We start from the raw sequence: 19,887 nt of genomic DNA on the forward strand, positions 1-19,887 counted from the left end.
AAGATTGTCTTCTTTTTTTGCTTTTATAAATCACTAATTATATGGGGGTTTTTCACATGAATGGTCGTATTAAAATGCTTTTTGGTTCAGCTGCAATCGCTTCTGCACTTACTTTATCTGCTTGTGGCAGTGACAGTGCTGGTGCTGGGAAAGAAAAGCTTGTCATCTCTACGTGGGGTTTCTCGGAAGATTTCTTCAATGAGGATGTGTATGCGCCATTTGAAGAGGAACACAATGTCGACATTGTAGTAGAAACAGGAAATAACGCAGAACGATTGAACAAAATACGACAAGGCAACTCAGACGTTGATCTAGTCTATCTATCTGACTATTACGCGCAGCAAGGGGTGGATGATGGCTTGTTCGAGGAGCTTGATTCTTCCAAGCTGACCAACCTGGATAAGATCTATGATGCAGCCAAGACTCCTAACGGTGAAGGATATGGACCAGCATACACAATCGGACAGTTCGGGATTGCCTATAATCCTGAAATGGTGAAAGGATCTGTTGCATCATGGAAGGATCTGTGGAGTGCAGAGTGGGAAGGTAATGTAGCGATTCCTGGTATTACGACTACAACAGGACCGATGTTCCTTGATGCAGCTTCCAAAGTGAGCGGCAATGATTCATTCAATGAAGATGCAGCATTCAAACAGCTCGAAGCGTTGAAGCCTAATATCGTAAATGAATATAATCAGACCTCTGAATTCGTCAATATGTTTGGACAAGGCGAAATCGCAGGCGGACCGATTATGGAAATGTACTTCAGTTCTTTGAAGGAAGCAGTTCCCGAAGCTGAATTTGTTACACCTGAAGAAGGCGGATATGCTGTCATGAACACAGTTAACGTAGTGAAGGACAGCGATCAAAAAGAATTGGCTGAGGAATTTATCAATTATCAGCTGAGTACAGAAGTACAAGAAAAGACAGCAAAAGCGAAGGTAGACTCTCCGGTTAATACAGAAGTGGTACTTTCCGATGAAGAGCAGGAAGGTGTTACGTACGGTGAAGATGTCATCGAGGAACTACATGTCCTGCCAGCAGACTTCCTAGTCGAGAACTCTAAGGGATGGATCGATCGCTGGAATAAAGAAGTGACCAAGTGAGGGGGAGCATGATGAAGAAAGTCATATTGGATGTAGATACTGGTATTGATGATGCAATTGGAATCATGCTTGCTGTGAAAAGCGAGGCGCTAGATGTCGTTGGTATCACGACAGTCAGCGGCAATGTCTCTTTGGAAACCGCTACGACTAACACAGCCAAGATACTCGATTTGCTTGAAGATGATAAGACTCCTATATTCTCGGGGGCTGCCAAACCGCTGACCCGGAAACCTCATTTCGAGCATCGTGTACATGGAGAAGACGGTATTGGAGGCGCACTGAAAGGTGTTGCTACGCACCGTAAGATACAAGAACAATCTGCAGCTGATTTTATACAAAACCAAGTCATGGCCGCACCAGGCGACATCACATTGATCATGACAGGTCCACTGACTAATCTGGCTGAGGCCGTACAGCAGTATCCTGAAATTGTATCGGCAGTCAAAGAAGTCATCTTTATGGGTGGTGTCGTGAAAGGGGTTGGCAATGTAACGCCGGTGGCGGAGTATAACATGTTCGCTGACCCAGAAGCTGCATCCATTGTTTTCGAAGCAGGGTTCCAGTCCTTAACACAAGTCGGACTGGACGTTACGAGAAGTGCTTTGCTGAAGGATGAACATATTGATTTAATACAGAACCCAGTATTACAGGATTATGTTCGGACAAGCACTGCGACATACCGCAATAGCTATTTTGAGCGGAATGGCGTATGGGCTTGTGCAATGCATGACCCGCTAGCCGTTGCGATTGCGATAGATTCCGAGCTGGTAAAAACAGAATGGCTGCACGTTACGATGGAGACAAACAGTACCTACTGTGACGGTCAGACTGTCTGCGATTTCCAGAACCGTCTAGGACATCCGGCGAATATGCATGTTTGTCTAGAGCTAGATGAAGCTCGTTTCTTCGACCTCTTTCTCAAGCTGTTGAACGCTTAGACAAAAGAACGGGAGTTAATCATTATGCGAAATTATTATAAGTATCTCCTGATCTTGCCGGGGGTTCTATTTCTAACAATTTTCATGCTCGTCCCAATCGGCATGACAATCATTTCGACCTTCTTTCCAAATGAAGCAGCAGCTGATACAAGCAATTACGCCAGTCTTTTCCGGGATTCATACTTTTTGGAGATTCTATGGACAACACTGCGGGTAAGCCTTTTGACTACTATCCTTTGTATGGTGATTGGTTTCCCGGCTGCGTATTTTATTGCAAGATTGTCTGCGAAAATGAAGGCAGTCCTGTTGATTTTGACTATATTCCCGCTGCTGACGAGTCCTGTTGTGCGTTCCTTCAGCTGGATGGTCATCATTGGCCGCAATGGGCTGGTCAATGAAGCATTAATGGGAATTGGCATTATACAGGAACCTTTGGAAATTCTGTATACGCCAACTGCCGTCATCATCGGGCTTGTCCACCTCTTCCTGCCATTGACCATCATTACATTGGTTGGTGTTATGGAAAGTATTGAGTCAGATTTGCTGACGGCAGCTGCGAGCCTTGGTGCTAGCCGATTTGGAGTGTTTACGAAGGTAGTCCTGCCGCTTTGCGTACCTGGTTTAGTAATTGGTGCTATTTTGGTTTTCGTCGGCAGTTTTACCGCGTATACGACGCCTGCTTTGCTAGGAGGTCAGCAGCGTGTCCTTTCGACGCTGCTCTATCAAAATGCTAATACATTAAATGACTGGCATATGGCCAGTATTCTAGCTGCCATCATGATTGTTGTGACGCTCATTGTTATCACATGCATGAATTTACTGGCAAATAGATTGAATCCGAGGAGGTAGACGATGCGGGAAAAAAATATAGGACTTGGTATATTCACGTTTCTAGTATTCGTTTTCTTGCTGGGGCCATTGGTGATTATTTCTGTCACTTCTTTTGAACAGGGGACAGTACTTCGGTTTCCGCCAGAATCCTTCTCGCTCGATTGGTATAAAAATATATTCGAGGTGAGCGGTTTTCTGGAAACGTTCAAGGTTTCCATCTATCTCTCCTTGGCTGGCAACCTGCTTGCGCTGTTGATTGGCATACCAGCAGCTTATGCCTTGAATCGATTCGATTTTAAAGGGAAGGCGCTTTTGGAAGGTATATTCGTATCCCCGATCATCATTCCGGGTATCGTGCTAGGTTTTACGTTCCTGCGCTTTTTCATAACATACTATCAGCTTCCGATCTATGCAGGTCTGTTTATCGGGCATACTGTCATTATGCTGCCCTTCATTATCCGTGTCGTCTCTTCAAGCCTAGCTAACTTTGATTTTTCCATCGAAGAGGCGGCAGTCAGTTTAGGGGCAAGCAGAATCGGTACTTTCTTCAAAGTAGTTCTGCCGAATATCAAATCCGGTATCATAGCCGGAGTTCTGATCGCATTCCTGGAATCATTCAATAATGTGGACATTTCGGTCTTCATGACTGGACCTGGCGTAAGCACACTGCCAATTGAAATGCTCACGTATGTGCAGAATTACTTCGATCCGACCATCGCTGCTTTATCCGTTGTATTGATGATCATCACAGCTTTATTCATGTTCTTTGTCGAACGGTTGCTTGGCTTATCTTATTTCACGAAACGGTAATTAGGAGGCTATATCATGTCTTTGTTTACGCTGCAGGACGTCGCGGTTGCTTATCAGAAACAATCTATTCTTCAAGACTTCAATTTGTCTATCGGAGAAGGGGAACTCGTTTCCCTTCTTGGTCCAAGTGGTTGCGGGAAGACGACCACGCTTCGATTGATTGCTGGATTCCTGCAATCAAAACAAGGTAAATTCTTGTTCCGCGAGAAGGATTATACGAAAGTTCCGGTAAACAAACGCAATTTCGGCTTTGTTTTTCAAAATTATGCTTTGTTCCCGCATATGACGGTATTCGATAATGTTGCGTTCGGCTTGCGTCAGCGAAAAGTATCGAAAGCGTCGATCAAGGATAGAGTGCTGCGGGTGCTTGATATTGTCAGTTTGAAAGGTTTCGAAGAACGCTTTCCAGCTGCATTGTCAGGCGGACAGAAGCAGCGTGTCGCAATTGCCAGAGCGTTAGTCATTGAGCCGGATCTCCTGTTATTCGATGAACCTTTAAGCAACTTGGATGCCAACCTGCGTGTGAATATGCGCGTGGAGATCAGAAGGATACAGCAAGAGCTTGGCATTACGACAGTATACGTCTCGCATGACCAGGAAGAGTGCTTTTCCATTTCGGACAAGGTAGCCATCATGAATAAAGGGATCATTGAACAGTTAAGTGATCCTGCTACTATCTACAGACAGCCGAAGACGAAATTTGTCGCGGACTTCATCGGATTCAAGAACTTCATCCAATTCGACAGCCGACGTCAGGAGGCAGATGAAATCGCTGCAACTGTACAAGGAATAACTTTAACTGTTCAGCAGCAGGACAATGCCGCTGGATTGGTAGGAGCAATCAGACCGGATGATCTGCGTCTGTATCCAGTGGATGCAGCACCAATGTCGGTGGAGAATGCTGTACAAGGGAAAGTACTGATCAGCACGTATCTAGGCCGCAGTTATCAATATGAAGTGCAAACGAGTATTGGGCAGTTCACCGTAAATGATGATGCTGCAGCAGCACCACTGGCAAATGGCCAGGACGTTATACTCGAGATTCCAAAGAAACAAATCGTGCTCGTCGATTAGGAGGTGTACCATGCTTGTTGATTTACTGATCCGTAACGTGCGGGTATTTAACAGCTATCGAAAGAAATTCATCGATGCCGATGTTGCTATGCTGGATGGGAAATTCCTTTATATCGGTAAAAAAGATACCGATAAACTGGAGCCAGAAAATGTGATAGATGGAGCAGGAAGGTACATGGTACCAGGTTTGATTGATATTCATTTGCATATTGAGAGTACGATGATCACGCCCTCATCCTTCTCTTATGGCATCATTCAAAACGGCGTGACGACTATTGTGCCTGAACCCCACGAGATGGCAAATGTTTTCGGAGTAGACGGTGTGAAAAGCATGATGGAGGCAAGTGCGGATTGCGCGGTGGACATGTTTTATGCTATTCCAAGCTCCGTGCCGGCCACATCGATGGAGACGACAGGCGGAGAGATTGATATCCATGATATCGATGCGCTGATGCTGTCAGGTAATATACAATGCCTTGGTGAGATTATGAACTATTATGATGTTATATCAGCTCCTGATAGTAAGACGAATCGTATCCTGGAGCATGTAAGACAAGCATATCCCCAGTTAATTATTGAAGGTCATGTACCAAAGATTTTGAATCTTGAACTGCAGCGAATGATTTATGCCGGTGTCGATTCCGATCATACGCATCAGACAGTAGAAGGCATGGAGCAGCGAATCAATGCAGGAATGTTTGTAGAATTGCAGGAAAAATCTATGACGCAGGAAATCATAGATTACGTAATTGAAAACGATGTAAGTGAACATTTCTGCTTTGTAACGGATGACGTCATGGCAGATAAATTGCTGGAAGAAGGGCACCTGAACCAGCTTGTCCAAAAGGCTATAGTTATGGGGATGAAGCCGGAGCAGGCAATATATGCAGCTACTGCTGCACCTGCAAAACGAATGCAGATGAAGGACCGAGGTATAATAGCTCCTGGGAAGATAGCTGATTTCATCTTGCTTGATGATTTACATACTTTCTCCATCCAAGAAGTTTTCAAGCGCGGACAACAAGTTTACGATAAGGACGCTGTAAAGGAGCAAATCGTTCTTGAACCACAATTTCCTCCATTCTACTATGAGAGCATTAAGCTGAATGAACTGAGGCATGACGATTTTCTTCTATTGAATGAAACTGACGAAAGTGATGCTCAGTACCGTGTTATGGAAATAAAAGATGGTTCGACATTCACGACAGAACGGCATGTTCGTTTGGCTATTGAATCTGGACAGGTGCAATGGCAGGAAGCAGGACTTGCGCTTGTCATGACTGCGGAAAGATATGGGAAGAACGGTAATCGTGCCTTTGGTCTGTTAACAGGGGATATGCTGAAAGAGGGGGCGATTGCCACTACATATTCGCATGATAACCATAACTTGCTTGTTATCGGTCGTGATATAGATGATATGGTCCTCGCGGCAAATGAAGTGATTCGTCATCAAGGCGGCATCTGCTGTGTGAAGGATGGTCAAGTTCTATCTATGGTGCAATTGCCTGTTGGGGGTATTCTGTCGGAAGCACCATTGAAGGAAGTGGCAGCACAAGTTTCTGACCTGACAAAGTCTATTAAATCACTCGGTTACAAGCATTATAATGTTCTTATGTCGATCAGTACCCTCTCGCTGCCGGTAAGTCCTGCATTGAAATTGACGGATCAAGGCTATATCAGGGTGAACGAGGGACATATCGTACCTTTGGGAGTTTAGAAGGAGTCTGCATCGGCAGACTCCTTTTTTACGTGCTCAAGATAGAAGCGCTTCGGCGGTTCCGTTATAATAAAGGCAAATGAGAAAGATGAAGGAGAATCGCATGCCAGGTATGAACAAAGCATTATATGACTATATCATGGACAACGCCTCACATATAACAGATCGATGGGCCGCATTATTATATGACTACAAAGATTCGATCTATGCAGATGATGCTGGAAAAGAGATGCGTGCGAAATTAAGAAAACAGCACCGAATGACAATCGTCACCGTTGCCAGTGCACTTTTGGAGGACGAAGAGCAATATAGTCAGAATCTCAAAATATGGGTAGAAAAAGTGGCGAATAGCCGAGTTAAGACCAATACACCAATTCATGAAGTGCTGCAGGCAGTAGGGAAATCAGGAACGGTCATTTGGGAATTTATCGAGTCATTTACAGAAGAGCACAAAGAGGATGTCACGCCTGCGATGGTCATCCGGTGGTCGAAGAATCTTCATCGTGCTCTAGATGAAGTCATCAATAAATTCACAAAGTTCTATTATGAGCTGATAGACAGGAAAATCAGAAGTCAGCGCGAAGTAATCCATAAGACTAGTTCACCTGTTATTCCAATTATGAAAGGCATCGGTGTTTTTCCATTGGTCGGAGAAATAAGTGAGCGGAGGGCAGAGCTGATCGTCGAGCATATGCCGCAAGCTTGTAAGGAAAAAGGGATAGAAACGCTCTTCATAGATATGTCAGGAGCGAGTTTTACAGAGGCGCTAGTAAGGGAAAAACTCAGACAGATGGTGCAGATCCTGCAGATGCTCGGAATAAACTGTGCAATTTCCGGTGTCCGTCCAGATTTGGCACAGACTTTAGGAGGAGATAGACAGGAAGGGGATATGCTTTTCTATAATTCCTTGCAGCAGGCATTGTCGCATTATGGATTGACCCGAAGTTAATATAGACGAGGAGGATATGAATGAGAGTCGAGCATTTGACGGTAAAAGCGAATGGAATGAACATGCATATGGCTGCAGCTGGACCGAATGATGGTAAATTGGTGATACTCCTCCATGGATTCCCGGAATTCTGGTATGGGTGGAAGGAACAGATCGTTCCGCTTGCAGAACAAGGATTCCGAGTGCTTGCCCTTGATCAGCGAGGCTACAATTTGAGTGATAAACCAGAAGGTACGGCCAATTATGTATTGGACGAGCTCCGTGACGATGTTATAGCAGTGATCCGTCTCTTCCAAAGAGAGAAAGCAATTATCATTGGCCATGACTGGGGGGGAGCTGTCGGCTGGCATCTGGCAGTCACTCGGCCGGAACATGTAGAGAGATTCATTGCTATCAATATGCCGCATCCTGCAGCTATGCCTAAAATACTCGCTACCAATCCGCTGCAGTGGTTCAAGAGCTCTTATATGGCCTTTTTCCAAATGCAGGATGTACCGGAAAAATCATTGGCGGCTAATGACTATTATGGTCTTGCAATGGCTTTGACAAAGTTCAGCCAAGAAGGAACGTTTTCTCAGATGGATGTAGATAATTATAAAGAAGCATGGTCAAAGCCAGGTGCGCTGACAGGCATGCTGAACTGGTACCGAGCATTGACAGAAAAGGATAACATCAGCGTGTACGGTCAAAAGAATAGAGTGATGGTTCATGTGCCTACCAAGATTATTTGGGGAATTAAGGATCAATTCCTTTTAAAGAAACTGGCGCAGGAATCTACCAAGTACTGTTCCGATTACGAGCTGGTATATATTGATGATGCGACACATTGGGTGCACCATGAGCAGCCGGAAATCGTCAATATGCTGATTAAAGAATTCCTGGTAGAAAAAACGCAAGTAGCCGAAGGAGTAGGGGTATGACATTCGATTTGCATACACATCATTACCGATGCGGGCACGCTGAAGGACAAATAGAGGATTATATTATTGCTGCGATTGAGAAAGGCTTGCACTATATCGGGATAGCGGATCATTCTCCTTATTTCTACAGTGAGGAAGATCAGCTTTATCCTGGTATTGCGATGCCAATCAGCGGATTTGAAGCATATGTACAGGAAGTGCTGCAACTGAAAGAGAAATATAAGGATCAGATTCATGTCCTTTTAGGTGTAGAGAGTGATTTCTTCCCGCAGCATGCTGCTTTATATGCGGACTACTATAAAAAGTATCCATTCGATTATATTATCGGTTCCGTTCACTATGTTGATGAAGTGAATATCTTCAAGCAAGGCAGGTGGGATGGCTTATCAGAAGCAGACCACATCCGGGTGAAAGAAACTTATTACGATATGATTCAGCAATCGGCTAAAAGCGGCATATTTCAAGTGCTTGGCCATATTGATGCGATGAAAGGCTTTTATCCTGCGTTTTCTGAGATTCCTGCTGATCATGCGATTGAACAAACCTTAAAAGTTATCGGGGAAACTGGTGTTGCAATTGAAGTGAATACATCCGGAGGGACGAAGGCAGTAGGCGGATGGTATCCTTCAGACCGGATTTTGGAGCGGGCACTGCATTATGGCGTGGACATATCCTTTGGCTCTGATGCCCATGTACCATCCCGGATCGGCGAGGATTTCGATAAAGTGAAAGAGCGTTTGAAGGATATCGGATTCAAGGAAATGGTCTACTTCGTGCAAAAACAAAAAAGGGTACTGCCATTGTAATTACAGTTTTTTTGTTTACTTTCATTATGACGGGGTATTTATACACCAATACGGTAAACAAAAAGCTAAGGAGTGATTATGATGGTACAAGCACAACAAGTAGACAAGCAAGAAGTGAAAGAGCAGGCTAAAGCAGGTTCCAAACTATTGACTGGAGCAGTTGCTGGAGCAGTTACAGGTGCGGCAATCGTTTTACTTAACAAACAGACACGTCAAAAGGTATTCCAAAATGTCGGCGTGGCAAAGGATACAGTTGTCAGCTTCGTAAAAGAAGCGAAACAGGATCCGCAAGGCACGAAGGAACAGGTTATGTCCAAAGTGCAGGATGCAACTGAGCTTGCAAAGGATGCAGCTAACGACGTTAAGAATGTTTACGATAAAGCTCAAAATGAGATTATGTCTTCTGTCAACGATGTCCAAGAGGATTCCAAATCTGCCCTTGGCACAGTAAAAGAAGTGAAGGAAGATTTGAAAAATGCAGGTAGTAAAGCGAAGGAAGCTTCTAACAAATTAATGGAATCCAAACCGGAAAGTGCACCAAGCAATCCGATGACAAAGTCAAAAAATGAAGGCAATAGCGGTTCTGATGAACAAAAGAGCCAGCCTATCAACAAAACAACTACAGCACCTACTACTAAAACAACACCGCCTACTCCTAATAACAAGCAATCTATCTAAAAAAAATCGCCTCCCTTAGGGAGGCGATTTTTAATTAGTGATATCTTTGATATATTGTCCTATATCATTGCTTTGCGTATCGAGATTTTGGATATCTTCCATAAACTCTACCATTACACGGGATTGCTCTTCTGAAGCGGTAGATACCTCGCCTATACTCAATGTAAGGTTCTCCATATTTGTCCGGATCTCCTGAAGAGATTGGCCGATTGTTCCGACAGCTTCCTTTGTACCGATAGAAAGCTTGCGGATTTCGTCTGCAACGACACCAAACCCTCTGCCAGCGTCACCAGAGCGAGCTGCTTCAATAGCTGCATTCAAGCCTAGTAAGTTCGTCTGTGTCGAGATATCTTCGATTAGTTGCACAACTTTACTGATTTCCTGAGAGTTTTCATTTGCATGGGATGCCTGGCTATCAATATCTGTGCTCGTAGCAGAAAGTTCCTCTGCTTGAGCTGCTACTTGCTGTACTTTTCCTTGTAGGCTGCTTACAACTGTGCGTAACTCATCAAGCTGCTTATCCAAGATTTCTTCATCTTTCAATGTTTTGGTAATCTGAAGAACGCCTACAATCTCACCGTTCTCATCTCTAATTGGGTTGGCAGAATTCTGCATCCCAATACCGTATCTTTCCTTTGGAATATGTACTTGTACTTTTTCGCCTTGAAGCGCTTGACGTAGAAGGTCATTATCTTCTGTAAAAGCGAATTCGCCGACTTTAATACCGACATCCAAATCCTTAGAAGGAGAGAAATAAACATAATTCTCTGTATCTGTAACGACAACAACGTTATTTTCTCCAATATTCTTTTTGATTTCCGGTGCTAGATGTACCAAAGCTTGTATCGTAGGGTGCATAATTTATAACCTCCTTATTCTTGGTTTGTTACTTTTTTCATTGTTTCGATTATCTGTTTGCTCTTTTCATCCAAAGCCTGAATATCATCCATGAACTCGACCATTATTACTGACTGCTCCTCAGAGGAGGTAGATACTTCATTTATGCTAAGAGTTAGGTTTTCAATACTTGATCGTATTTCAGTCAAGGACTTGCCTATCGTTTGGACGGCTTCCTTCGTGTTATCGGAAAGCTTTCTGATTTCATCTGCAACGACACCAAACCCTTTTCCTGCATCACCAGATCGAGCTGCCTCGATGGCTGCATTAAGACCAAGTAAATTGGTCTGCGTAGAGATCTGTTCGATTAATTGTACTACCTCACCAATTTGGCGGGAGTTTTGGTTGGCGCTATTTGCCTGCTCATTGATATCACTGCTTGTGGCAGAGAGTTCTTCTGCCTGTGCAGCGACATGCTGTACTTTTCCTTGTAGTGCATCTATTACTTGATTTAATTTGTTAAGTTCTTTATCTAGCTTCTCTTGATGCTCCAATGTACGTGATAGTGATAATAAGCCGACAATTTCATTCGTCTCCATATCGCGAATCGGAGTAATGGAGGTTACAACTGGTGCACCAAGCGCTTCGTAATCTTCAGTGATGGCAAAGACAATATGCTCTCCTTTGATAGCGCGCAAATAAACTTCATGTTCATCCAGTCTTGTTCTTCCGGCTTCAATGCCTAGTGATAAGAGTGTGGAAGGGGCGAAGTAAATAAACTTTTCGGTGTCCAGCACACCCATCGCAGCTGTCGGTCCAAGCGTATCTTTTATAATAGGGGCAATATTGACTACTGCCTGTAACGTAGAATTCATAAAATGAGCTCCTCTGCACATGGTTTTCCTTTATATCGGTAAGAAGTACCAGGAAGTGAAGAGTTCCACTAGAAAAAGACCTATGTTGTCATAATTTGTAGAAAAGTTTCCGTTTGCAAGATTGGGGGAAAAGCAGAGAAGAACATAAATCGGGAGAGGGGAAATCTACATGTATGATGATTTAAGAGGAAAGACAGCTATCGTCACTGGATCTTCCAAAGGTATTGGGCGAGCAATCGCAGAGCGTTTCGGACAAGAAGGCATGAATGTTGTCGTCAATTATCATGGGGATGAAGATGGTGCTAATCAAGCAGCTGAGACTATTCGGGAAGCTGGTGGAAAAGCCGTTGTCATTCAAGCTGACGTTTCCAAGAAAGAAGAAGTTCAGAAATTGCTGGATGCGGCTTTGGAGGAATTCGGCGGATTGGATGTAATGGTGAATAACTCAGGCTTTAGCAAGCCGCAGCCGTATCATGAAATGGAGGAGGATACGTGGAGAAGTGTCATTGATGTAAACCTGACAGGCACATTCCTTGGCGGCCAAGTAGCTCTTCGTTATATGCTCGAAAATAATGTGAAAGGCAGCATTATTAATATGTCTAGTGTACACCAGCAAATACCGAAGCCTTCGGACAGTCATTATGCAGCATCCAAAGGCGGTATCAAGCTATTGACCGAAACAATGGCACTTGAGTATGCAGCTAACGGAATCCGAGTAAACGCTATTGCACCAGGAACAATTGATACGGAGCGGAACGAAGATACCAAGCCGGAAAACGAAGCAAGACAGATGAAGAAAATACCGATGCAGTCTTTTGGTAAACCAGAAGAGATTGCAGCAGCAGCTGCGTGGCTTGCATCCGAGGAAGCGAGCTATGTCACAGGTACTACTCTTTTCGTCGATGGAGGTATGACACTATACCCGTCTCAGTTGGAACTGTAAGAGGTGACATAATCGTCACTTTCTGGCAATTAATGTTACCGGAATGACAGGAGCTCATGCTGCTTTCCTTCTATTATAAGACGTAATAGAACTAAAAGAAGGAGAGAATCCACATGGAGCAGATCGTCTTTTTAAGTGCTATGCTGATGTTGGGACTTACCTTTGTACTTATAATTGCAGCTATTTTGTCCAATGGTTTAAAGGTGTTGTTCGATCTTACAAGTAATTACATGCGCGTAGCCGTTTTTTGTTTTGCTATCTATATTATCAGTTTTAGCGCTTATCTTGTCTTGGCTAACTAAAAAAGCGCCCATGAGGGCGCTTTTTCCTTAGTCAATATGCATTTCCAGATGCGGGTAATCCTTGAATCCTGGCCAATCTCCGCCCCATTCGAAGCCGAGATCTTTGGCAATTTCGACTACTTCCATCCAGTCGGATTTCCCGTTCTTATTCCCGTCATATTCCATATCCCAGATCACATTGCCTGGTTCTGGTTCCAGGGCAAAGTCAATGGCAAGTCCATAATTATGCATGGATTCCCCGCCTTGGACCTGGGTGACAATTTGTCCGTCCGTTGTGCGTCCTTGGGCGTAGAGCTTGTCTTGTTCTTCTTTGGAACGATAGTCATCCGTAATTATAATGGAGATACCGATGTCAGAAGCCTTTTCTATTAATTTATGCATGTTTTTTTCTACTGTAGGATGTAGTCCGGTAATGTCATCTGCATTCATGGAATCAGTAGGAGTGGTTTGAATGGGCGGAAGCTGCTCTATATGCAAAAAGCCGAATAGGACCAGCGCTGCAACTGTCATAAGCAAAGTAGTTACTATAATCCTTTTCCAGTGCAAATTCGCTATTCTCCTTTTTGAAATCTTGTATATTATATTCTAGCATAGCGGAATAGGTACTAGATTGCACGTATTGAAGCGAAGTTTTGAAAGGAAAAATAGGAGATTTAAGGAAGGGGGGAGGGAAGCGGACATGATCAGCTTGTCTGGACTTGTCTCATCATGCGCTTCTCGATGCTTGCGTCCAATTTCCGGATGCGTTTCAGTGCTTCTTGCTGAGATATGGTCTTGTAATGATGTGCACCGCCTATTTCTTCATCAGCTGTATCTGCTTCCGCTACTACTTGCTGTAATGGGTCAAGCTTCAAATTATGCTCGGGCAGGTAAGAATCTGTATGCAGAAGGATAGCCAAGGAAATTGCTTTGGCGGCCTGCGGCTCTTCACCTAAACGAATCAAGAGCTTATGCGCACGAGCAGCGCCCTTAATAGCATGGATATCATTCTGTTTATACATATCGTAATCCCATTTTCCATCGCTATACCATTCATAATGGCCAATATCATGCAGCAATGCAGCTTTGACCGCCATGTCTGGATCAACCTGCTTTTTCTCACTTATAGCCAGTGCGTGTTCCGCCACCGATATGGCATGCGCCTGTCCGGAACGTTCGAGGTATTTCTGTGCGATTGGGTGTGTATAAATCTGCTCTAATGTTACTTTTCTCATTTCTTTATCTCCTTTCTCTGTAAAAGTATATTGTTCAAGATATTAACACGTTAAGCGAAAGACTGCAAGTGAAAAAAACGGGGGATTTCATGTATATGGAATAACCGTTTCTACTCAAACTAAAACATCCTGCCTTCCTGAGCCTTGAGCAAAAGGGGGGAGCGTTGCATTCAATTTATGCTATGCTAAAAATATTGTTACCATAAACTGTTACATATAAAAATCACAAAGAAGGAAGAGACAGCATGAAGGAATATGTAAGCTTGTTACGCCAGGGAAGTAAATCAGCCGCATTGGCTGCAGTGGTCAATTTGGTCATTGCACTTGTCAAAGGAGGGGCTTTCTTGTTGACAGGGAATGTGGCAATGTTTGCAGAGACGATGCACAGTTTTGGGGATGCTGCTAACCAGCTGTTCGTTTATGTCGGCTCTGCACTCAGTAAAAAAGCCCCGACAGAGCGGTTCCCGGGAGGATTTGGCCGAGCTGTCAACTTGGTGCTGCTCGGTGCAGTCCTGATCGTAGGTATCCTTGCTTATGAAACCATTCGTGAAGGAATTACGCATCTGGCCCATCCATCTGAATCTGAGGGATTATGGATAAGTATTACAGTTCTTGCACTAGGCTGTATACTTGAGGGATTCGTACTGCTTAAAGCGATGCGTGAGATTGCCCATGAGAGTGAATCAGGTGCTAAAGGGCTGGCGGTTATTCCGATGAGCTTCGTGCATGTAAAACGCGCAAAACCAGCTACAAAATTGGTCTTTATGGAAGACTTGGTTGCTACTAGCGGCGGATTGGTTGCCATCATCGCCATTTTGATAGCTGCTTACACACCATTTTACCAGGCGGAAGGAATTGCTTCTATTATAATTGGCGCGATGATGTTTCTTGTCGTAGGACGCGTTTTCCTTGATAATGCAGCTGGTGTCATCGGAGAAGCGGATGAAGAGATGGCTGACAAAATCGGAGACATCTTGTTTGCTGATAAAGATGTAAGAGATGTGCAGGAAATGACTGTCGTAAAAGAAGGGGAATCCTTCCACGTCGAAGCTAAACTGGAAATTGACCCTACAATTACGGTAGCTGCCGCTGATGACATCAAGGATCGGCTTGAAGCCCAAATCATGGAGCATAGAGGCGTAACGGATGTCATCATTGAATTTGACGAAGACGATAAAAATCAAGCATGGAAAAGCAAAGAATAAGGAAGCTGCATATGCGGCTTCCTTATTTTTATTACGATGACATATAATCGCCGCCGTTTACGTGGATGAATTGTCCAGTAATGTAGGCAGCTTCATCAGAAGCCAGGAGAACGTAGCTGCCGATGAGATCGACGGGCTGGCCAGGTCTGCCGAGAGGAGTCTGGGTACCGAAGTTTCCGATTCCGTCTTGCGGCAGGGTGGCAGGAATGAGCGGGGTCCAAATCGGTCCAGGTGCAACTCCATTCACACGTATTCCCTTGGAAGCCAACCCTTTTGCCAATGATCGAGTGAAAGCAACGATTGCTCCTTTTGTGGACGTATAATCGATCAATGTAGGGTTGCCGATATATGGAGTGACGGAAGACGTATTAATAATACAGTTCCCTTTTCCAAGATGCGGCAGGGCGGCGCGTGTCAGATAAAAGTAGCTGAAGAAATTGGTCCGGAAAGTCCGTTCAAGCTGTTCTGGCGTAATATCCGTTAAATCGTTCTGTACTTCCTGACGTGCAGCGTTGTTGACCAGGATATCAAGCTTATTGAAGTCCTCTATTACTTGTTTTATAAGATTTTCGCAAAATGCAGCATTGCTTATATCACCAGGGTACAGCACACATTTGACGCCTTCCTGTTCAATCCGCTTCTTTGCGTATTCCGCGTCCTCCTGTTCATCCAGATAGGATATCGCTATGTCTGCGCCTTCTTTGGCGTAAGCGATAGCAACAGCACGTCCGATACCGCTGTCTCCTCCTGTAATAAGGATAACCTTTCCCTGCAGCTTTCCGCTGCCCTTCCAATGTTCGAATTCTTCAATCGGTAGAGGGTCCATCTCATGCTGGATTCCGGGCTGGCGGTTTTGTTTCCTTCCAGGGTTGCCGTCTTTCATAAAATCATATAAATCCATTTTAGTTGCCTCCTTTTATTCCATAAGGAAAGTTATTGACAAAAACAGCAAGTTCTAAAACGCCGGGCCCGCGAATAAGTTCCTTTGGATGGGTTTTTTTCGGCAGGGATTTAGGCTAGAATAGACGAAAGAGGAAATGGAAGGAGATGGTTGCGATGCGAGCTTATGAAAACTACATTGCAGAGCTTTTCACATTTGACGATCCATTCTTTCGTTCAACAGATCTTGATTTTGATATAGATGTCCAGCGTATGGAAAAGACGATGGAGGACATGGAAGCATATCTGAACAACAAACCCGCGGAGAATTGATCCGCGGTTTTTATTTTCGTCTTTTAATGTACGATTGGTTTATACTAGAAAAAGAGAGCATGATACATAAATAGATTACGTTCCAGCTTGAGAGGGAAAAGAGTACTATCACCATTATCGAGGAGGCAAAATTATGTCCAATCAATCCAGAATTATTTCAGAGCTGCAAGTAAAACCAACAATAGACGCTAAACAGGAGATCCGCAGCCGAATCGACTTCTTGAAAGATTATCTGCTTAAAACAGGTGCGAAAGGATTCGTTCTCGGTATTAGCGGCGGACAGGATTCCACTTTGGCGGGGCGACTTGCGCAATTGGCAATCGAGGAACTGAAGAAGGAAGGAAAGGATGTGACCTTTGCTGCTGTTCGTCTGCCACATGGAGAGCAAGCGGATGAAGAGGATGCACAATTGGCACTGGACTTCATAGCACCAGCAGAATCTTATGTTTACAATATTAAAGCTCCAGTTTCAGAAGCGGCGAAAGCATATGAAGATGCAACTGGCGACAAGCTTGCGGATTATCACAAAGGAAACATCAAGGCACGAATGCGGATGATCGCCCAATATGCAATTGGAGGTCAAGAAGGACTGCTGGTCATCGGAACAGATCATGCTGCAGAGGCTATTACCGGTTTCTACACGAAGTACGGCGATGGCGGTGCTGACATTCTACCGCTAAGCGGCCTGAACAAGCGTCAGGGTAAACAGCTTCTTATCGAGCTTGGAGCGCCAGAGCGTCTGTATGAAAAAGCGCCGACAGCTGACTTGCTTGATGAAAATCCGGGACAAGCTGATGAAACAGAACTCGGACTATCCTATGAGGATATCGATGATTATCTCGAAGGGAAAATTATCGAAGAGAAGACAGCTAAACTTCTAGAAGACCGTTACTTCAAAACAACGCATAAACGGCAAATGCCTGCCACTATCCATGATGACTGGTGGAAGGAATTATAAAATAGACGAGACTCCTGCGGGGGTCTCGTCTATTTTTGTAAGGCTATACTTGAAAAAGAGTAGTAGATGCGTAAAAATGGTACTAGCTTTAAGGAGGTATACATACGATGTTCAAGGAATTTAAAGAGTTTGCGTTACGCGGGAACGTCGTGGATTTGGCTGTAGCTGTAGTGATCGGTTCCGCATTCAGTGCCATAACGACTTCCCTCGTCAACGATATCATCATGCCGTTGATCGGTATCATTACTGGAGGGCATGACTTTAGCGGGCTGCAGTTCACTGTTGGCAGTGCTGTAGTAAAGTATGGCGCATTCATTCAAACTGTCATTAATTTCTTTTTGATAGCTTTAGCACTATTCATGGTCGTTAAAGTCATGAATAAATTAAAACGCAAACAGCCGCAGACAGAAGAGGTTGTCCAGAAACTTTCAGTGGAACAAGAGCTGCTTACAGAAATCCGTGACCTATTGAAAAATGAAGAGAAAATGAAGGATCAGACATGAGTCTGGTTCTTTTTTTGATTAATTTATGACCAGGCCGGGAATGGAAAAACAGAAGCCTTGTAATCTGCTATAATTTGGATTACGAGGAGTTGAGACAGCATGCACGTTTTACGCACACTCCATCCTTACAGCTGGACAATCATCATTGGAACGGTGTTCGGCAGGATGGCAACTAGTATGAGTATTCCTTTTTTGGCAATTTATCTGACGCAGGTGAAAGGGGCGTCAGCAGGATTCACCGGTTTGATCATCGCTATCAGTTCTTTGGTCGGTATCCTGTCCAGCTTCTATGGCGGATACTTTTCTGATCGATTCGGAAGAAAGATAATCATCGGTATCAGCATATTCGGCTGGTGCGGGGTATTCGTAGGATTCGCGTTGGCGGATGCTATTTGGGTATTCTTTGTCATGAATGCACTGAATGGATTATGCCGTTCGTTGTTCGAGCCAACGTCCAAAGCTCTTTTGTCGGATGTGACCGATCAAAAGAACCGTTTACTTGTTTTCAATATGCGCTATACAGCCATAAATATAGGTGTCGTATTCGGTCCTCTTTTAGGTCTGTACTTTGGTTCGGCTGCTTCTACCGCGCCATTTCTGATAGCCGCTTTGGTTTATTTTGCCTACGGACTTGTACTTATTTTTCAATTTTTACGTGTCAAAGTGGAAGAGGCAGCTGCAGCAGGAGCCAATATAATTAGTGTCCGTGAAGCCTTTCATGTGACGCGAAAGGACACACTGTTTATGTTCCTGCTGATCGGGGTCACCATCAGTGTTTTCGGATATTCACATTTCAGCGCCACTCTGCCTCAGTTTTTCGCAGCTACGCCCAGCATTGAAGATGGAGCACGGCTATTCAGCATGATGCTCACGCTGAATGCGTTGACAGTTCTGATTGTGCAGTACCCAATCGTTGCTATCGCGAAAAAGTATTCACTCGTATTGTCGCTGATGCTCGGAAATATACTGATTGCCCTCAGTTTGCTAAGTATGGCCTTTTTGCACGAGATAATCTGGATTGCAGCTGCGGTCATTCTGTTCACAATCGGAGAAGTGCTGTTATTTTCCATGTCGGATATGTTCATTGATGAGATTGCCAATCCCGATATGAAAGGAACATATTTCGGAGCAATGGGCTTTACAGGATTTGGGAATGTGGCAGGACCGCTGATTGGAGGCATGCTGTTGGATCATTTCGGTGCTGTTCATCCGATTCCAATATTCACAATCATAGCCTTCCTAGTTATTATTGGTGCCCCATTCTTATTCCGAGTTTGGGTAATGCTAAAAGGGAAGGAGAGAAATACGAAACCTGTATTAAAGAAGGAGCATGTTAGATGACAAGTTATCCGCCGCTGCCTCAGTCATTTTACGAGCAGCCTACACTAGATTTGGCTCAAAGCTTATTGGGATGCCTGCTTGTACACGAAACACCGGAAGGGATCACATCCGGTTATATCGTAGAGACCGAAGCATACCGAGGGGCACTCGATCGCGCCGCACATAGCTTTAATAACCGGCGAACGAAACGGACGGAAATCATGTTCCATACGCCCGGCCATATATACACGTATACGATGCATCGTCAAGTACTGCTCAATGTAGTAAGTGCAGAGGCTGAGATACCGGAGGCTGTCCTTATACGGGCGCTTGAACCGAAGGAAGGGATAGCACTTATGGAAACACGCAGGCCTGGACGCAAGACGAGGGAGCTGACCAATGGACCTGGGAAGCTTTGCCAGGCAATGGGCATAATCCAGTCACTGTATGGCGGTCATTTCACCAATCCGCCATTATATATAGCTCCTGGGTATTCACCCGAACAGGTGGAAACAGGGCCGAGAATCGGAATTCCGAATGCGCAGGAAGCCAAAGATTTTCCGTGGCGCTTCTGGGTGCATGGGAATAGGTATGTTTCCAGGTGAGTCCCTTTTTAAAACGGCTATAATCATGTAAAATGAATACATCATGTCCGGCACTCGCCGGCAATGCAAAAAGGAGAGATAGGC

General features: G+C 44.4%; 23 protein-coding genes. 18 read left to right on the top strand and 5 right to left on the bottom strand.

Translation table 11 applies throughout. The annotated features are described in order from the left end of the window. The first annotated feature begins 56 nt into the window (after window positions 1-56). From ABXS78_RS01475 to ABXS78_RS01520, 10 genes are all read left to right on the top strand, one after another. Window positions 57-1,106, top strand: coding sequence for an ABC transporter substrate-binding protein (locus ABXS78_RS01475; protein ID WP_366248616.1), 1,050 nt, complete (start codon window positions 57-59; stop codon window positions 1,104-1,106). 11 nt (window positions 1,107-1,117) lie between these two features. Then, window positions 1,118-2,044: a nucleoside hydrolase gene (locus tag ABXS78_RS01480; protein ID WP_366249851.1), complete on the top strand. Its 927-nt coding sequence runs from the start codon at window positions 1,118-1,120 to the stop codon at window positions 2,042-2,044. 24 nt (window positions 2,045-2,068) lie between these two features. Beyond that, complete coding sequence (locus ABXS78_RS01485; RefSeq protein WP_366248617.1) at window positions 2,069-2,893, top strand: ABC transporter permease; 825 nt, start codon at window positions 2,069-2,071, stop codon at window positions 2,891-2,893. A gap of 3 nt (window positions 2,894-2,896) precedes the next feature. Then, window positions 2,897-3,685, top strand: coding sequence for an ABC transporter permease (locus tag ABXS78_RS01490; protein WP_095223906.1), 789 nt, complete (start codon window positions 2,897-2,899; stop codon window positions 3,683-3,685). A 15-nt stretch (window positions 3,686-3,700) separates the two neighbouring features. Further along, a complete protein-coding gene (locus tag ABXS78_RS01495; RefSeq protein WP_366248618.1) occupies window positions 3,701-4,759 on the top strand; it encodes an ABC transporter ATP-binding protein in 1,059 nt (352 codons plus the stop codon). Window positions 4,760-4,769: 10 nt separating this feature from the next. Next, window positions 4,770-6,476, top strand: a complete 1,707-nt coding sequence (locus ABXS78_RS01500; RefSeq protein WP_366248619.1) for an adenine deaminase C-terminal domain-containing protein — start codon at window positions 4,770-4,772, stop codon at window positions 6,474-6,476. A gap of 103 nt (window positions 6,477-6,579) precedes the next feature. Further along, window positions 6,580-7,425, top strand: coding sequence for an STAS domain-containing protein (locus tag ABXS78_RS01505; protein ID WP_366248620.1), 846 nt, complete (start codon window positions 6,580-6,582; stop codon window positions 7,423-7,425). Between the two features lie 20 nt (window positions 7,426-7,445). Next, entirely contained in the window at window positions 7,446-8,345 is a 900-nt protein-coding gene (locus tag ABXS78_RS01510; protein WP_366248621.1) for an alpha/beta hydrolase, read from the top strand. Continuing rightward, a complete protein-coding gene (locus ABXS78_RS01515) occupies window positions 8,342-9,151 on the top strand; it encodes a histidinol-phosphatase (RefSeq protein ID WP_366248622.1) in 810 nt (269 codons plus the stop codon). The genes ABXS78_RS01510 and ABXS78_RS01515 overlap by 4 nt, the downstream gene beginning before the upstream one ends. A gap of 78 nt (window positions 9,152-9,229) precedes the next feature. Continuing rightward, window positions 9,230-9,829: a hypothetical protein gene (locus ABXS78_RS01520; RefSeq protein ID WP_366248623.1), complete on the top strand. Its 600-nt coding sequence runs from the start codon at window positions 9,230-9,232 to the stop codon at window positions 9,827-9,829. A gap of 30 nt (window positions 9,830-9,859) precedes the next feature. Here ABXS78_RS01520 and ABXS78_RS01525 read toward each other — a convergent pair whose 3' ends face one another. Both ABXS78_RS01525 and ABXS78_RS01530 read right to left on the bottom strand, forming a co-directional pair. Then, entirely contained in the window at window positions 9,860-10,687 is an 828-nt protein-coding gene (locus ABXS78_RS01525) for a methyl-accepting chemotaxis protein (RefSeq protein WP_095223913.1), read from the bottom strand. A gap of 14 nt (window positions 10,688-10,701) precedes the next feature. Beyond that, window positions 10,702-11,541 carry a methyl-accepting chemotaxis protein gene (locus ABXS78_RS01530; protein WP_366248624.1) on the bottom strand — a complete coding sequence of 280 codons (840 nt, stop codon included), beginning with the start codon at window positions 11,539-11,541 and terminating at the stop codon, window positions 10,702-10,704. Between the two features lie 169 nt (window positions 11,542-11,710). Here ABXS78_RS01530 and ABXS78_RS01535 point away from each other — a divergent pair, with 169 nt between their 5' ends. Together ABXS78_RS01535 and ABXS78_RS01540 are read left to right on the top strand one after the other, a co-directional pair. Beyond that, window positions 11,711-12,484, top strand: a complete 774-nt coding sequence (locus ABXS78_RS01535; RefSeq protein ID WP_366248625.1) for a glucose 1-dehydrogenase — start codon at window positions 11,711-11,713, stop codon at window positions 12,482-12,484. Between the two features lie 113 nt (window positions 12,485-12,597). Then, window positions 12,598-12,786 carry a hypothetical protein gene (locus ABXS78_RS01540; RefSeq protein ID WP_366248626.1) on the top strand — a complete coding sequence of 63 codons (189 nt, stop codon included), beginning with the start codon at window positions 12,598-12,600 and terminating at the stop codon, window positions 12,784-12,786. A 27-nt stretch (window positions 12,787-12,813) separates the two neighbouring features. Here ABXS78_RS01540 and ABXS78_RS01545 read toward each other — a convergent pair whose 3' ends face one another. Together ABXS78_RS01545 and ABXS78_RS01550 are read right to left on the bottom strand one after the other, a co-directional pair. Beyond that, window positions 12,814-13,332: a M15 family metallopeptidase gene (locus tag ABXS78_RS01545; protein ID WP_366248627.1), complete on the bottom strand. Its 519-nt coding sequence runs from the start codon at window positions 13,330-13,332 to the stop codon at window positions 12,814-12,816. A gap of 137 nt (window positions 13,333-13,469) precedes the next feature. Beyond that, window positions 13,470-14,000 carry an HD domain-containing protein gene (locus ABXS78_RS01550; protein WP_366248628.1) on the bottom strand — a complete coding sequence of 177 codons (531 nt, stop codon included), beginning with the start codon at window positions 13,998-14,000 and terminating at the stop codon, window positions 13,470-13,472. Window positions 14,001-14,245: 245 nt separating this feature from the next. On the opposite strand from ABXS78_RS01550, the gene ABXS78_RS01555 reads away from it, so the two are divergent. Then, the gene (locus ABXS78_RS01555) at window positions 14,246-15,205 is read left to right on the top strand and encodes a cation diffusion facilitator family transporter (protein WP_366248629.1); all 960 of its coding nucleotides are present in this window, start codon (window positions 14,246-14,248) and stop codon (window positions 15,203-15,205) included. 31 nt (window positions 15,206-15,236) lie between these two features. Here ABXS78_RS01555 and ABXS78_RS01560 read toward each other — a convergent pair whose 3' ends face one another. Next, window positions 15,237-16,106, bottom strand: coding sequence for an SDR family oxidoreductase (locus ABXS78_RS01560; protein WP_366248630.1), 870 nt, complete (start codon window positions 16,104-16,106; stop codon window positions 15,237-15,239). Between the two features lie 155 nt (window positions 16,107-16,261). Between ABXS78_RS01560 and ABXS78_RS01565 the strand changes: the two genes are divergently transcribed. The 5 genes from ABXS78_RS01565 (at window position 16,262) to ABXS78_RS01585 (ending at window position 19,803) form a co-directional block, all read left to right on the top strand. Further along, window positions 16,262-16,417, top strand: coding sequence for a hypothetical protein (locus ABXS78_RS01565; protein ID WP_366248632.1), 156 nt, complete (start codon window positions 16,262-16,264; stop codon window positions 16,415-16,417). Between the two features lie 133 nt (window positions 16,418-16,550). Further along, window positions 16,551-17,375, top strand: a complete 825-nt coding sequence (nadE, locus tag ABXS78_RS01570) for an ammonia-dependent NAD(+) synthetase (protein WP_366248633.1) — start codon at window positions 16,551-16,553, stop codon at window positions 17,373-17,375. A 107-nt stretch (window positions 17,376-17,482) separates the two neighbouring features. Further along, a complete protein-coding gene (gene mscL / locus ABXS78_RS01575) occupies window positions 17,483-17,878 on the top strand; it encodes a large conductance mechanosensitive channel protein MscL (protein WP_366248634.1) in 396 nt (131 codons plus the stop codon). 99 nt (window positions 17,879-17,977) lie between these two features. Next, window positions 17,978-19,219 (top strand): MFS transporter, encoded by a 1,242-nt coding sequence (locus tag ABXS78_RS01580; protein ID WP_366248635.1) that lies wholly within the window; start codon window positions 17,978-17,980, stop codon window positions 19,217-19,219. Then, window positions 19,216-19,803 carry a DNA-3-methyladenine glycosylase gene (locus ABXS78_RS01585; protein ID WP_366248636.1) on the top strand — a complete coding sequence of 196 codons (588 nt, stop codon included), beginning with the start codon at window positions 19,216-19,218 and terminating at the stop codon, window positions 19,801-19,803. Before ABXS78_RS01580 ends, ABXS78_RS01585 begins: the two co-directional genes overlap by 4 nt. Window positions 19,804-19,887 lie beyond the last annotated feature (84 nt).

This window comes from Terribacillus aidingensis, assembly GCF_040703035.1.
In the GTDB taxonomy this organism is placed as follows: Bacteria; Bacillota; Bacilli; order Bacillales; family Amphibacillaceae; genus Terribacillus.

What these genes read in the sequence shown, in the direction of transcription:
- ABXS78_RS01500 (WP_366248619.1), top strand. Translation starts at nt 4,770, where the DNA reads ATGCTTGTTGATTTACTGATCCGTAACGTGCGGGTATTTAACAGCTAT.
- ABXS78_RS01540 (WP_366248626.1), top strand. Translation starts at nt 12,598, where the DNA reads ATGGAGCAGATCGTCTTTTTAAGTGCTATGCTGATGTTGGGACTTACC.
- ABXS78_RS01560 (WP_366248630.1), bottom strand. Translation starts at nt 16,106, where the DNA reads ATGGATTTATATGATTTTATGAAAGACGGCAACCCTGGAAGGAAACAA.
- ABXS78_RS01555 (WP_366248629.1), top strand. Translation starts at nt 14,246, where the DNA reads ATGAAGGAATATGTAAGCTTGTTACGCCAGGGAAGTAAATCAGCCGCA.
- ABXS78_RS01525 (WP_095223913.1), bottom strand. Translation starts at nt 10,687, where the DNA reads ATGCACCCTACGATACAAGCTTTGGTACATCTAGCACCGGAAATCAAA.
- ABXS78_RS01510 (WP_366248621.1), top strand. Translation starts at nt 7,446, where the DNA reads ATGAGAGTCGAGCATTTGACGGTAAAAGCGAATGGAATGAACATGCAT.
- ABXS78_RS01535 (WP_366248625.1), top strand. Translation starts at nt 11,711, where the DNA reads ATGTATGATGATTTAAGAGGAAAGACAGCTATCGTCACTGGATCTTCC.
- ABXS78_RS01515 (WP_366248622.1), top strand. Translation starts at nt 8,342, where the DNA reads ATGACATTCGATTTGCATACACATCATTACCGATGCGGGCACGCTGAA.
- nadE (WP_366248633.1), top strand. Translation starts at nt 16,551, where the DNA reads ATGTCCAATCAATCCAGAATTATTTCAGAGCTGCAAGTAAAACCAACA.
- ABXS78_RS01520 (WP_366248623.1), top strand. Translation starts at nt 9,230, where the DNA reads ATGATGGTACAAGCACAACAAGTAGACAAGCAAGAAGTGAAAGAGCAG.
- mscL (WP_366248634.1), top strand. Translation starts at nt 17,483, where the DNA reads ATGTTCAAGGAATTTAAAGAGTTTGCGTTACGCGGGAACGTCGTGGAT.
- ABXS78_RS01495 (WP_366248618.1), top strand. Translation starts at nt 3,701, where the DNA reads ATGTCTTTGTTTACGCTGCAGGACGTCGCGGTTGCTTATCAGAAACAA.
- ABXS78_RS01585 (WP_366248636.1), top strand. Translation starts at nt 19,216, where the DNA reads ATGACAAGTTATCCGCCGCTGCCTCAGTCATTTTACGAGCAGCCTACA.
- ABXS78_RS01565 (WP_366248632.1), top strand. Translation starts at nt 16,262, where the DNA reads ATGCGAGCTTATGAAAACTACATTGCAGAGCTTTTCACATTTGACGAT.
- ABXS78_RS01480 (WP_366249851.1), top strand. Translation starts at nt 1,118, where the DNA reads ATGAAGAAAGTCATATTGGATGTAGATACTGGTATTGATGATGCAATT.
- ABXS78_RS01485 (WP_366248617.1), top strand. Translation starts at nt 2,069, where the DNA reads ATGCGAAATTATTATAAGTATCTCCTGATCTTGCCGGGGGTTCTATTT.
- ABXS78_RS01550 (WP_366248628.1), bottom strand. Translation starts at nt 14,000, where the DNA reads ATGAGAAAAGTAACATTAGAGCAGATTTATACACACCCAATCGCACAG.
- ABXS78_RS01505 (WP_366248620.1), top strand. Translation starts at nt 6,580, where the DNA reads ATGCCAGGTATGAACAAAGCATTATATGACTATATCATGGACAACGCC.
- ABXS78_RS01530 (WP_366248624.1), bottom strand. Translation starts at nt 11,541, where the DNA reads ATGAATTCTACGTTACAGGCAGTAGTCAATATTGCCCCTATTATAAAA.
- ABXS78_RS01475 (WP_366248616.1), top strand. Translation starts at nt 57, where the DNA reads ATGAATGGTCGTATTAAAATGCTTTTTGGTTCAGCTGCAATCGCTTCT.
- ABXS78_RS01580 (WP_366248635.1), top strand. Translation starts at nt 17,978, where the DNA reads ATGCACGTTTTACGCACACTCCATCCTTACAGCTGGACAATCATCATT.
- ABXS78_RS01490 (WP_095223906.1), top strand. Translation starts at nt 2,897, where the DNA reads ATGCGGGAAAAAAATATAGGACTTGGTATATTCACGTTTCTAGTATTC.